Origin of the sequence: Actinomycetospora lutea, assembly GCF_028737205.1 — a bacterium.
In the GTDB taxonomy this organism is placed as follows: domain Bacteria; phylum Actinomycetota; class Actinomycetes; order Mycobacteriales; family Pseudonocardiaceae; genus Actinomycetospora; species Actinomycetospora lutea.
Genome location: NZ_JAQZAL010000012.1, coordinates 128,169 through 140,223, shown reverse-complemented (window position 1 = coordinate 140,223; position 12,055 = coordinate 128,169). Strand labels below are relative to the sequence as shown.

Annotated in this window: 13 protein-coding genes and 1 tRNA gene; 12 read left to right on the top strand and 2 right to left on the bottom strand. The window is 74.5% G+C overall.

All coding sequences use genetic code 11. The annotated features are described in order from the left end of the window. Positions 1 to 47 precede the first annotated feature (47 nt). Positions 48 to 812, bottom strand: coding sequence for a GntR family transcriptional regulator (locus tag PHK61_RS15230; RefSeq protein ID WP_274281840.1), 765 nt, complete (start codon positions 810 to 812; stop codon positions 48 to 50). 145 nt (positions 813 to 957) lie between these two features. Between PHK61_RS15230 and PHK61_RS15225 the strand changes: the two genes are divergently transcribed. From PHK61_RS15225 to PHK61_RS15195, 7 genes are all read left to right on the top strand, one after another. Beyond that, positions 958 to 1,374 (top strand): hypothetical protein, encoded by a 417-nt coding sequence (locus PHK61_RS15225; RefSeq protein ID WP_274281839.1) that lies wholly within the window; start codon positions 958 to 960, stop codon positions 1,372 to 1,374. An 11-nt stretch (positions 1,375 to 1,385) separates the two neighbouring features. Further along, entirely contained in the window at positions 1,386 to 1,754 is a 369-nt protein-coding gene (locus tag PHK61_RS15220) for a WhiB family transcriptional regulator (protein WP_337993964.1), read from the top strand. A 199-nt stretch (positions 1,755 to 1,953) separates the two neighbouring features. Next, a complete protein-coding gene (locus PHK61_RS15215) occupies positions 1,954 to 3,198 on the top strand; it encodes a hypothetical protein (protein WP_274281838.1) in 1,245 nt (414 codons plus the stop codon). Next, complete coding sequence (locus PHK61_RS15210) at positions 3,198 to 3,425, top strand: hypothetical protein (RefSeq protein WP_274281837.1); 228 nt, start codon at positions 3,198 to 3,200, stop codon at positions 3,423 to 3,425. The genes PHK61_RS15215 and PHK61_RS15210 overlap by 1 nt, the downstream gene beginning before the upstream one ends. Further along, positions 3,422 to 3,781: a hypothetical protein gene (locus PHK61_RS15205; protein WP_274281836.1), complete on the top strand. Its 360-nt coding sequence runs from the start codon at positions 3,422 to 3,424 to the stop codon at positions 3,779 to 3,781. Before PHK61_RS15210 ends, PHK61_RS15205 begins: the two co-directional genes overlap by 4 nt. Beyond that, on the top strand, positions 3,778 to 3,969 hold the full coding sequence (locus PHK61_RS15200; protein ID WP_274281835.1) for a helix-turn-helix transcriptional regulator: 192 nt from the start codon (positions 3,778 to 3,780) through the stop codon (positions 3,967 to 3,969). The genes PHK61_RS15205 and PHK61_RS15200 overlap by 4 nt, the downstream gene beginning before the upstream one ends. Positions 3,970 to 3,972: 3 nt before the next feature. Beyond that, positions 3,973 to 5,145, top strand: coding sequence for a site-specific integrase (locus PHK61_RS15195; RefSeq protein ID WP_274281834.1), 1,173 nt, complete (start codon positions 3,973 to 3,975; stop codon positions 5,143 to 5,145). A gap of 63 nt (positions 5,146 to 5,208) precedes the next feature. Here PHK61_RS15195 and PHK61_RS15190 read toward each other — a convergent pair. Next, positions 5,209 to 5,286 (bottom strand) — tRNA-Ile (locus tag PHK61_RS15190). Between the two features lie 211 nt (positions 5,287 to 5,497). Between PHK61_RS15190 and PHK61_RS15185 the strand changes: the two genes are divergently transcribed. From PHK61_RS15185 to PHK61_RS15165, 5 genes are all read left to right on the top strand, one after another. After that, positions 5,498 to 5,638 carry a hypothetical protein gene (locus tag PHK61_RS15185; protein WP_274281833.1) on the top strand — a complete coding sequence of 47 codons (141 nt, stop codon included), beginning with the start codon at positions 5,498 to 5,500 and terminating at the stop codon, positions 5,636 to 5,638. Next, positions 5,607 to 6,311, top strand: coding sequence for a hypothetical protein (locus PHK61_RS15180; protein ID WP_274281832.1), 705 nt, complete (start codon positions 5,607 to 5,609; stop codon positions 6,309 to 6,311). The genes PHK61_RS15185 and PHK61_RS15180 overlap by 32 nt, the downstream gene beginning before the upstream one ends. Positions 6,312 to 6,361: 50 nt before the next feature. Further along, positions 6,362 to 7,993, top strand: coding sequence for an alkaline phosphatase D family protein (locus PHK61_RS15175; RefSeq protein ID WP_274281831.1), 1,632 nt, complete (start codon positions 6,362 to 6,364; stop codon positions 7,991 to 7,993). 103 nt (positions 7,994 to 8,096) lie between these two features. After that, positions 8,097 to 9,269: a metallophosphoesterase family protein gene (locus tag PHK61_RS15170; protein WP_274281830.1), complete on the top strand. Its 1,173-nt coding sequence runs from the start codon at positions 8,097 to 8,099 to the stop codon at positions 9,267 to 9,269. Further along, positions 9,266 to 12,052: an AAA family ATPase gene (locus PHK61_RS15165; protein ID WP_274281829.1), complete on the top strand. Its 2,787-nt coding sequence runs from the start codon at positions 9,266 to 9,268 to the stop codon at positions 12,050 to 12,052. The genes PHK61_RS15170 and PHK61_RS15165 overlap by 4 nt, the downstream gene beginning before the upstream one ends. Positions 12,053 to 12,055: the final 3 nt, after the last annotated feature.

Sequence of the window (12,055 nt, the reverse complement as noted above, 5' to 3'; positions counted from 1 at the left end):
GATCACTCCGACGGGCTAACTATGGCCGGATGCGCATTCTTCGATGGCTATTCCGCAGGGGCGACAGTGGTGACGTTCCGCAACTTGTAGTGGCTGGAATCAAGTAGAATGTCAGCCGTTTCGAGGATTGTGCGCTCGCCGGCTCGCTCGCAGACGGTGTATCGCGTCATGACGATGACCGGCGTACCCGGCTTGATCTGTAGCTCCTCCAGCTCGGAGGGCCGGGGCATGCGAGAGGTCAGCTCCTCGATCACGGCGGTGGGCCGGCGGTTGATCGCAGTGAAGCGCTCGACGAGGCCGGCACCCATGAACGGGCCCCACTCGGGATTCTCGATCGGCGTTCCGCCCGTGATCGCTCGCGGCTCATAGGACCGGGTGATCATCATCGGGTCGTCGTTGGCGTACGACACGTAGTCGGTGTGCACGACCTCGGAGGCGGTCGGGATGTCGAGCCGGCGCGCGATGTCCTCGGAGGCCGGCTCCACCTTCGTGTCGTGGCTGTAGCGCGGGATGCGGTCCGCGGCCAGAGCCTCCTCGGCGAAGGGCAGACCAGGGTTGGAGCGGTAGTGCTTGGACGCGTCGCGCACGAGCGGCTGGTAGCGCCGGACGAACGCCCCGCCACCCTGCACACGGTCGATCAGCCCTTCGGCCTCCAAGAGGTCGAGCGCGCGGCGGACCACGATCCGTGACACGTCGAAGCGCTCGCAGAGCACGTCCTGGCTCGGCAGCCGGTCACCCCAGCCCAGGGCACCGTTCACGATCTGCTCGCGCAGCGATCCTGCGACTTCCTCGTACTTGTGCTGCTCAGCCACCGTCTTGACCTCTCCACCGCAACATCGAGTTGCGATCTGCGACGCGTCGGGCGCGAACCCTAGCGAAAGTTGGTATGGCAAATCTGGCATACCAAGTGCTAGACTTGGCATGCCAAGTCAAGCACTCGCAGTGAAGGAGCCAGTCATGGCAGAGCCGGTGTTCAGCTACAGCACCCAGGTCGTCCTCGATCACCCCGCCATCGGCACGGGTCACGTCGCAACCTGCATGGCATGGGAGGACGGACAGGACGGCAAGCGCCGCCCGGGCAGCACCCCCGAGCAGGACGAGCACGGGCGCTTCGGCCACGTGATCGACGTGCTGCTCCCCCTCGGCCGCGACGGCGCCCCGACCGTGTTCGGCGTGACGGTCTGGATGCGGGACTTCGAGGTCCCCCAGGTCACGCCCTATATGCCGGTGGAGTTCGACGGGCTGCGCGCCTTCGTGCGGGCGCACCGCTCCGGCAAGGGCGTGGACGTCACCTTCAGCGCCGACGGGATGCGGCAGGCCGACCAGTCCGGGAAGGGTCGCCGCGCCGCCGCTCCTGAGGGCGAGGCCGCGTGATGCGGCGGCGCGTGTTCGGTCTCGACTGGCAGGCACGAGCGGCGTGCCGAGATGTGGACCCGGAGCTGTTCTTCCCGGCATCGCAGGACTACACCGCGTCCCCCAACGTCCGCGCCCTGATCGCAGCCGGCGAAGTGTGCGGACGGTGCCCGGTCCGGCGGGAGTGCCTGACCTACGCGGTCGACTCCGGCCAGACCTTCGGCATCTGGGCAGGACGCTCCCCCGTCGAACTCCGCGCCATCCGCCGCGCTCGGATGGGCGGTGATCCTGACCCGGACGTCGACCGGGACCCTATGTGCCCGGGCTGCTCGCTGCTGTTCGCCCTGCCGGTAGTCGACGGCACCGCCTGTTGGCTCTGCCAGGAGCGGGGGGTCACCTGATGCCGCGTCCGCTGCGCGCCCACGGATTCCGCACCACCGGCGGCTACCACTGGTGCGCCGCCTGCCAGGGCTCCGGCCGCGCACGCTGCCCCAACTGGGGCCGACGCGGCTGGGAGTCCAGCTACGGCCGCTGCGCCATGTGTCGCGGCAAGGGCGGCCGGTTCCAGAACCACGACCCACTCGGACGCGGGAGGATGCGATGACCACCGACCACACCGGCGCGCTCGCCCCGCGCCGACCGATCTGCGACGGCGACGCCGGACGCCGCTCCGGGCTCGGCCGGCTGATCGACCGCCACCGCGCCCGGGTCGCCGAACGGCGCTACCTCGAGGAGTGCAGCCAGTACGCCGCGGCGGTCCGCTGGGAGTTCCGCGACGCCTGCGAAGCCCTCCGGGTCTGCCAGTGGATCGACACCCCCACCGGCATGTTCGTGCGTACGCCGCTGGTCAAGCACGTGACCGTCGGCCCGCCGGTGTCCTTCACCGTCGAGCTGATGCCCGGCCAGCGCTGCGCCGACATCGCCGAGCACGGCGCCCGCCTCGCTGAGTCCCTCGGCGGCGCCGGGCTGCGGGTCGAGCCCCTGGCGGGTCGCTTCGCTCGGGTGACGCTGCTCGACCGCGACCCGCTTGCCGACGGGTTCACCCTGCCCTCGATCTCTCTCGACTCCGCAGCGGACTTCCTGCTGCTGGGCCGCGACGAGGCGGCCACGACGCTCGGGCACGCACCAGGCGACGCGGTCCACATCGCGGTGCAGGGCATGACCCGCTCCGGGAAGTCCACCGCCTGCTACGGGTGGCTCTCTTCTCTCGCCGCCACACCGGACGTCCTGGTCGCCGGCGTCGACCACACTGACCTGCTGCTCGGGCGGCCGTGGGACGGCACCGTGCACCGCGCGTGGCAGTCCACCGGGACCACGCCCGACGACATAGCCGAGCACGCCGCGCACCTCGACGCCCTGGTGGCGGTCATGCGCGGGCGCCGCGACGGGATGGACAGGTACTCGGACAAGGTCGGCACCGGCCCTGGCTGCCCGGTGATCCTGTGTGTGCTGGAGGAGTACCCCCAGCTGCTCGACCTCGCCGACGCTCAGGCCAAGCAGCTCGGTCAGCGCATCCGGATGGCGGTCAAGGCGATGGTCGCCGAGGGCGGCAAGTACGGGCTGCGCGTGCTGATGCTGGCCCAGCGCTTCGAAGCCACCGCCGTCGGCGGCGGCTACGTCCGCGACCAGTTCGGGCTGCGAATCTCGTTCTCGGTGCCGACCGATTCGCTGGTGATGCTCCACGGCGACGACGCCCGCGAGCACGCCGGAACCCACGCCGTCGCCGACAAGGGCATTGCTCTGGTGTCCGGCCCCGGCCGTCCCCTCACGCGGATGCGGGTGCCCTACCTGGGTGGCTACCGCGAGTACGTCCAGCGCATCGAGACCACCGGACGGGCCGCCTGATGAGCCTCTTCGCCCTGGTCGTGATCGCAGGACTGGTCACCGCGCTGCTCGTCAAGTGCCACAAGACCGCGCCCGCCCTCGTGGCCGGCCTGGTCACCGCCGGGCTGGTGTTCGCCACCTTCCCGGCGCTCGGCCCAGCCGTCACCAGCGGCACAGCCGAGTTCGCCCACCAGCTCGGCGCCGCCACCGACCGCGCCGCTGACGTCCCGCCGGAGGTTGAGCGATGACCAACGTCGTCGCCCGCGACATCGAGCGCGCCGCCGATGCCGTCCGCAGCGCCAACCACGCGACCATGCGCGGCGCCCTCGACGGCCCCGAGACCTACGCCGTCGTCGGCAACCTCGCCGAGCTCATCCACCGGCTCCCGCAGCTCCTCGACTACCTCGCCCGAGGACTCCGGCGCGCCGCCCCCGCCCAGCACTACGACGACCGCGGCGCCGAACCGGCCGGCGCGCTCTGCCACGCCCAGGGCCACCTCACCGACGCCCGCGCCCTGGTCGACGCCCTCGGCGACCACCTCGACCACGCCCACAACCACCTCGGCCACCTCGGCCGGCTGACTCTCCGGAGGAGTGAGCCATGAACCCTCGGCTCGCGAAGCTGTGGACGGTCCAGGACCTCGCCGAGTACCTGGACGTGCCAGTGAAGACGATCTATCAGTGGCGCTGCGACGGCTACGGTCCACGCGGCCGCAAGGTGGGTCGCTGGGTGCGCTTCGACCCGGAGGACGTACGCATCTGGCTCGACTCGCTCCCCGACCGGGTGGCCTGAGCGATGGGTCGACCTCCACTGCCGGTCGGTTCGCACGGCAAGGTCCGCATCTACCCGTGGCCGGCTGGCGGGTTCCGCGCCAAGACCAAGGTCCGCGACTCGGACGGCGTCACCCGCGAGGTCGAGCGCTCGGGTCGCACCGGCGCGGCCGCCGAACGCGCCTTGAAGGCTGCTCTCCGCGAGCGCACAGCCCCGACCCGCGGCGCGGTCACCGCCGACACCACCGTCGCCGACGTGATGGCGCTGTTCCTCGAGGACGTACGCCGCCGACGCCGTGGCACCACGCACGACACGTACGCCCTGCACGCTCGCAATCACGTCGTCCCCGCCATGGGTGGTCTCCGGGTCCGTGAGGTGAATGTCGCTCGGGTCGATGCCTTCCTGCGGGCCTGCGAGGTCCGGCTGGCCGCCAACACCGTCCGCAGCGTGCGCACGGTGCTGTCCGGGGCGCTCGGCTTCGCTGCCCGCCTCGGGGCAATTCCGAGCAACCCGGTTCGGGACGCTGGCCACATCGAAGGCACGGCCTCCAACGTCCGCGCCCTGGTCCGTGCCGAGCGTGTCGACCTGCTCGCCAAGCTCGACGCCGACGAGGACGCGTACCGCCACGACATCCCGGACCTGACCCGATTCATGCTCGGGACCGGCTGCCGGATCGGCGAGGCCATCGCCGTCCAGGACGACGCGCTCGACTGGTCCGACCGCACCGTCTCGGTCGTCGCCAACATCGTCCGTGTCCGACGTGTCGGCCTGGTCCGCCACGAGGGCAAGACCTTCGCAGCGCAGCGGGTCCTGCCGCTGCCGGGCTTCCTGCTCGACTGCCTCTCCGAGCGCCGTCCCGACGACGTGATGCCTAGCTCGATGGTCTTCCCGAACTCGCGCGGTCACGCCCTCGGCCGCAAGTCCTGGCGCGACCCACAGAACACCGGAGCACGGCTCCGGGACGCTCTGGACGCAGCCGGCTACGAGTGGGTCACCAGCCACGTGTTCCGCAAGACGGCGGCCACCGTCCTCGACCAGGCGGGCCTCTCCGCCCGAGCCATCGCCGGGCACATCGGCCACGCCCGGCCCTCGATCACGCAGGACGTCTACATGGACAAGCGTGCGGACGGCCGCGACGCCGCCGACGCCTTCGACGCGGCCTTCGGATCAGCCGGCCCGACGGAAACTGTGCAATAAGTGGGGAAAGAGTGGGGATCGATCTTGCCTGAAATGATCGCGCGCGTCGCTGACCTGCGGAGATGGTGGGGCAGGTCGGGCTCGAACCGACGACCTGACGGATTATGAGTCCGCTGCTCTGACCAGCTGAGCTACTGCCCCCCGAGAGCCGTGCAGTCCCGCGGGACGTCCACGACCGGGCGAAGCGTACGACACCGCCGGACGGGCGGCCGACGCGATCGAGCTGGTCCCGAGGGCCCGGATCGCCGGCGATCCGGGCCCTTCGCGCGTCGTGGATCTGGACATCGCGCGGTCGGCGGACGACGCTGGAGGCACGTCACACCGATCTCATCCCGATCGCTCGGAGGCCGCCATGCGCCTGGGACGTCGACTCTCCGCCGGTATCGCCGAGGACCCGCCCGCGCCACCCGAGACGCCGCAGGTCGAGGAGCAGGTCGAGCGCGAGACCCGCACGGAGCACCGTGAGCCGGCCGAGCAGCTGGTCGATCGGTAGGCAGCGCCCGCGGCCGGAGGGGCCGCTCACCGGGTACAAGATCGCCTACCCGATGATCTCCGCGGACTCGCGCCGCGGAGGGTTCAACGGCGTCGCCCTCGGCCGCTCGCAGGTCTACGGGGCGGTCGCCGATGCGGTGTGCATCCAGAGCCCGCGCCACCGCTGCCCGTCCTCGTGGTGCGACTGCGGGTTCTACTGCTTCCACGCCCTGTCCGACGCCCGCGACCTCGCGTGCGACCCGCAGTACCAGCACTGCGTGCTGCTCGAGATCGCCGCGTCGGGCCGGTTCGTCCGCTACGAGCTGGGCCTGCGCTACGCGCGCCAGACCGTGCGCTCGGTGCGCCTCGGCCGGTGCGGCTGCGGGCGGCCCGCGACCGCGCTCGCCGACGGCGGCCCCGGCGTCGTCGGGTGGCGGCGCCTGCACCCGGTGTGCGGGCTCTGCGCGGGCCCGCGGCCCGTGGTCACCCCGGAGGCGTTCGGCGTGCTGTGCGGGAACGTGCCGGTGCGCGCCGAGGACACCCTGGACGGCGCCCTCGCCCCGCTGAGCGGTGTCGGTGCGGAGCTGGACGAGGCCACGCTGGTGCCGTTGCTGAGCGCCGAGGTGGCCCTGCTGCAGGCGCGGCTCGATCAGGTCCAGAGCCGCCTGGAGCAGTTGACCCACCGCTCGGACTGACGGTGGCATCCGGGCGTGGCGCGCTCCCCCGGTTCGGGTAGGCAGGACACGTGATCTCCCTGGAGCTGGGTCCCCTGCTGCGCCACGTCGGCACCACCACGGCGACGATCTGGGTCGAGACGAGCGCGTCGTGCACCGTCGAGGTGCTCGGCGCGAGCGCGCCGACGTTCGAGGTGTGCGGCCAGCACTACGCGCTCGTCGTCGTCGAGGGACTCGAACCGGGGACCTGCCGCCCCTACGAGGTGCACCTGGACGGCGAGCGGGTCTGGCCGCTCGAGGGCACCGGCACGCCGCCGAGCTACCTGCGCACGCGCGCCGGGGCCGACGACACCGGGCGCCTGCGATTCGTCTTCGGATCGTGCCGCTACCCCCCGACCGACGACCCCGAGCTCGAGGCGTCGCTGGGCATCGACGCGCTGGACGCCTTCGCCACGCGGCTGATGGACGAGGTCGCCGGGGCCGACGACCCGGTCACCGTCCTGCCCGACACGCTGTGTCTGCTCGGCGACCAGGTCTACGCCGACGAGATCACGCCGCGGACCGAGCAGTGGATCCGCGAGAACCGCGACCCCGACGACCCGGCCGGGCCCGGGCTGGAGATCGCGGACTTCGGCGAGTACTCGCACCTCTACAGCGAGTCGTGGAGCGACCGCGAGCTGCGCTGGCTGCTCTCGACGGTCCCGACGGCGATGATCTTCGACGACCACGACGTGCGCGACGACTGGAACACCTCGCAGGTCTGGCGCGACCAGATGGCGGCCAAGCCGTGGTGGCCCCAGCGCATCCGGGCCGGCCTCGCCTCGTACTGGGTCTACCAGCACCTCGGCAACCTCGACCCGGAGACGCGCGACGCCGACCCGCTCTACCGCAAGGTGCGCGAGGCCGACGGCGACGTCTACGAGCTGCTCGCCGACTTCGCCGCCCGCGCCGACGCCGAGGTCGGCCACCCCTCCGGCGTGCGCTGGAGCTACCGCTGGGACCTGGGACGGACGCGGCTGCTCATGGTCGACTCGCGCTGTGCCCGGGTGCTCAACGCCCAGGACCGCCTGATGATCAACGACCACTCCTTCGCCTGGATCGAGGAGAGCGCCGCCGACGGGCCGCTCGACCACCTGCTCATCGGCTCGTCGATCCCGTGGCTCATGCCGCCCGCCGTCAGCCACGTGCAGTCGCTGGACGAGTGGGCCGCCGCACGGGGCAGCAAGCTCGCCGAGAGCGTCCGCCAGGCCGTCGACCTCGAGCACTGGCCGGCCTTCCGCGCCTCATTCGACCGCCTGGCCGACCTCATCCGCGGGGTCGCCTCGGGACCGTCCGCGCCGGCCACCGTCTGCGTGCTCTCCGGCGACGTGCACCACAGCTACGCCGCCGAGGCGCGCTGGCCCTCCCCCACCCGCTCGCGGGTCTACCAGCTGACCTGCTCGCCGGTGCGCAACGGCGTCCCGTGGTTCATGGAGTACGTCTTCGCGCTCGGGTGGTGGCGGCGCCTCACCGGCGTGCTGGGGCGCCTGTCGCGCGCGGCGGGCATCGGCGACCTGCCCCTGGACTGGTCGACGATCGGCGGGCCGTGGTTCGGCAACGCGGTGTCGACGCTGGAGGTCACCGGCCGCGACGCGCGTCTGCGCGTGGAGCGGTCCGGGGCGCGCGGCGGGCTCGAGGAGGTCGCCGAACTCCCGCTCACCTGAGGGAACCGATCGGGGGACCGCTGCGTCGAACCCCGTGTCGCTGCCCGTCCGGGCGGCGGAACCGTTCTACGGTCGAGAGTCGAGCAGCGGAGGGAGCACCGGCGTGCGGTTCGTGCACACCGCCGACTGGCAGCTCGGCATGACGCGGCGGGTCCTGGGGGCCCGACCGCCCAAGGAGGCCGCCGGGGGGCTGACCGGCGAGGCCCAGGCCCGCTTCGCGCAGGCCCGGCTCGACGCGGTGTCCGCGCTCGGGCGCCTCGCCGACGAGCGTGGGGCGGCGTTCGTGCTGGTCTGCGGCGACGTGTTCGAGTCCAACCTCGTGGGGCCCGACGTCGTGGCCCGCGCCTGCGAGGCGCTCGCCGCGTTCCGCACGCCCGTCCTGCTCCTGCCCGGCAACCACGACCCGGCCGACGCCGCCTGCGTGCTGCGCCGGCCCGACTTCGCCCGCCGCTGCCCGCCGCACGTCACCGTGCTCGACACGCCCGGGGTGCACGAGGTCGCGCCGGGCGTCGAGGTCGTCGCGGCGCCGTGGCGCTCCAAGCACCCGCTCACCGACCTCGTCGGCGAGCAGCTCACGGCCCTCGAGCCCGCTCCGCCGGGAACGCTGCGGGTGCTGGCCGGGCACGGCGAGCTCGACGTGCTCGACCCCGACGACGACGAGCCCGCCCGCATCCGCCGCGACGGGGTGCTCGCCGCGCTGGCCGACGGCCGCGTGCACTACGTCGCGCTGGGCGACCGGCACTCCACCTGGGTCGACGCCGCCGACGACCGCATCCGCCACGCCGGCACCCCGGAGGTCACCGACTTCGACGAGGTCGACCCCGGCAACGTGCTCGTCGTCGACCTCGACGTGCACGCCGCGCGAGTCACCACCGAGCCGGTCGGCCGGTGGCGGTTCGTGCGGCACGACGCGCGCCTCGACACCGACGACGACCTCGAGGCGCTCGACGCCTGGCTCGCCGCGCAGCCCGACAAGGAGCGCGCCGCGGTCCGCCTCGCGCTGGTCGGCACGCTCTCGCTGCGCCAGCGCGGCCGGCTCGACGACCTCCTCGCCGCCCACGAGCATGCCTTCGCCGCGGTGGAGGTCCTCGCCCAGCACTCCGACCTCGCGACCGTCCCGGACGACGCCGACCTCGACGACCTCGACCTGCACGGCTTCGCCGCCGACGCCGCGACGGAGCTGTTCGCCGCGGCGCGCGGGGCCCCGGGAGAGACCCCGGACGAGGCCCGCGACGCCCTGCGCCTGCTGCACCGCCTGGTGGGGACGCCGCGATGAGGCTGCACCGCATCCGGCTGCGCGACTTCCGCGGCGTGCACGACCGCGAGGTCACCCTCGCCGAGCGCGGGGTCACGGTGCTGCAGGGCGACAACGAGGTCGGCAAGACCTCCACGGTCGCCGCGCTCGACCTGCTCTTCGACGCCGCCGACTCCTCGCGCCGCGCCGAGATCCGCGCCGCCCAGCCGGCCGGGGTCGACGCCGGTCCCGAGGTCGAGGCCGAGGTCTCCACCGGGCCCTACCGCTTCGTCTACCGCAAGCGCTGGCTGCGCCGCCCGCGCACCGAGCTGCACGTCCTCGCGCCCGTCCCCGAGCAGCTCACCGGCGCCGACGCGCACGCCCGCGTGTCGGCGATCCTCGACGAGACCATGGACCGCGTGCTCTGGCGCGGGCTGCGCGTCGAGCAGCACACCGCCGTCGGCCAGGCCGATCTCGGCGGCCAGGACGCCCTGACCCGCGCGCTCGACCGCGCCGCGACCGGTGGCTCGGCCGCCCGGCCCGACCCGAGCGCCGACGACGGGCTGGTCGAGCGGGCGGTCGAGGAGCTGCGCCGCTACCGCACCCCGAGCGGGCGGGCCACCGGCGAGCTGCGCGCCGCCGACGTGCGCCTCGCCGCCGCCGAGGCCGAGTACGACCGGTGCCGCGCTGCGCTCGAGGCGGTCGAGCGCGACGTCGCCGCCCGCGACCGTCTCGACGGCGACGCCGCCTCGGTGCGTGCGCGCCGGCGCGCGCACGCCGCCGAGGTGGCCGAGCTCGAGGACCGGTGGGCGGGCCTGCAGTCGCGGCTGCGCGAGGTCGAGACCGCCCGCGGGCGCGCCGTGCTCGCCCGCGAGCGCGCGGAGACCGCCCGCGAGCGCCGGGAGGCCCGCGACGCGCTGGTCGCCGCGGTCGAGGCCGACGCCGACCTCGCCGCCCGGGCGGCCGAGGCCCTCGCCGCCCACGAGGGCGAGCACACCGCGGCCCGCGACGAGCGCGACGCCCGCCGCTGCGCCGACGCCGCTGCCCGCGAGGCGTCCGCCACCGCGCGCCGCCGGGCCGACGACACCGCCCGCGCCGTGTCCGCCGCCCGCGACCGCGCCGAGCTGGCCGACCTCGCCGAGCGGCTGCGCCGGGTCGAGGAGGCCGAGGCGGGCCGGACGGCCGCCGAGCGGCTGCTCGCGGCCACGAGCGTCGACGCCGACGACCTCGCCGACCTCGAGGACCTCGCCCGCGACCTGCTGCGCGCCGAGGCCGCCCGCGACGCCGCCGCCGCGCGGGTCGAGCTGGTGGCGCCGGCAGCACTGACCGTCGAGGTCGACGGCGAGACGGTGGTGCTCGCGCCCGGCGAGACCCGCGTGCTGCCGGTCGCGGGGTCGCGGTCGCTGTCGGTGCCCGGCGTGCTCGACGTCCGCGTGCGCCCGGGGCTCGACGAGGCCGGCCGCGACGACGCGGTCCGCGAGCGGGCGCGCGAGCTCGCGCAGCGGTGCGACGAGCTGGGCGTCGCCGACCTCGACGCCGCCCGCGCCGCCCGGCGCCGCGCCGACGACGCCGCCCGGCGCGCCGACGAGCACCGCGCGGCGCTCGCCCGCGAGCTCGCCGGCCACGGTGACGCCGCGGCCCTGCGCGCCGCGCACGACGCGGTGCGCGAGCGGCTCGGCGACACCGGGCCCGCCGACCTCTTCAGCGTCGCCGAGCCCGTCGCGTCCCCGGTCGACGTGGCCCCGCTGCGGCGCGCCGCCGACGGCGCGCGCGAGGCCGCCGACGACGCCGCCCGGCGCGCCGACGAGGCCGCGGCCGCGTGCCGGGCCGCCGAGGACGCGGTGCGCGACGCCGACACCCGCGCCGCGGTGCTGGCCGAGCGCGCCGCCGACGCCCGCCACGCCCACGTTCGCCGGGCCGAGGAGCTGCGCGCCGCCCGCGAGGCCGAGCCCGACGCCGACCTCGCGGCCGCCGAGGACGAGCGGCGGGCACGGGCCCGCGACGCCGAGCGCGAGCACGAGGCGATGGCCGCCGCGCTCGCCGACGACGACCCCGACACCGTCGAGGCGCGCGTCGTCAACGCCCGCGCGGTCGACGAGCGCCTCGCCGCCGAGGCGGCACGCCTGGAGCGCGAGCACGCCGAGACCACCGGGCGCCTGCAGGCCGCCGGGCTCGAGGGCTGGCACGACCAGCACGCCGCCGCGGCCACCGAGCTCGAGGCCGCGGTCCGCGACCACGACGCCGTCGCCCGGCGCGCCGCCGCCGCCCAGCGCCTGCACGACACGCTCGCCCGCCACCGCGAGCGCGTGCGCCGCTCCTACGTCGCGCCGTTCCGGGCGCAGGTCGAGCGGCTGGCGCGCATCGTGTTCGGGGCCTCGCTGTCGTTGGAGATCGACGAGGACCTGCGGATCACCCACCGCACGCTCGACGGCACCACGGTGGCCTTCTCGGCGCTGTCCAGCGGGGCCCAGGAGCAGCTCGGGCTGTGCGCGCGGCTGGCGTGCGCCGCGCTCGTCGACCCCGCCGACGGGGTGCCGGTGGTCATCGACGACGCGCTGGGCCACACCGACCCCGAACGCCTCTCCCGCCTCGGCGCGGTGTTCACCGCGGCGACCGCGGCCGACGGCGCGGCCCAGGTGATCGTGCTGACCTGCACCCCCGAGCGCTACCACGGCATCGGCGCCGCGACGGTCGTCGCGCTGGCCCCGTCACGCCGGCCCGGGGAGCGCGAGCGCGACCGCGAGGCGCCGCCGCCGGTCGACGACACCCCGCTCCGGGCGCCGGGCACGGTCGTCGACCTGCCCCGCGCCCCGCGCGCCGGCTGACCG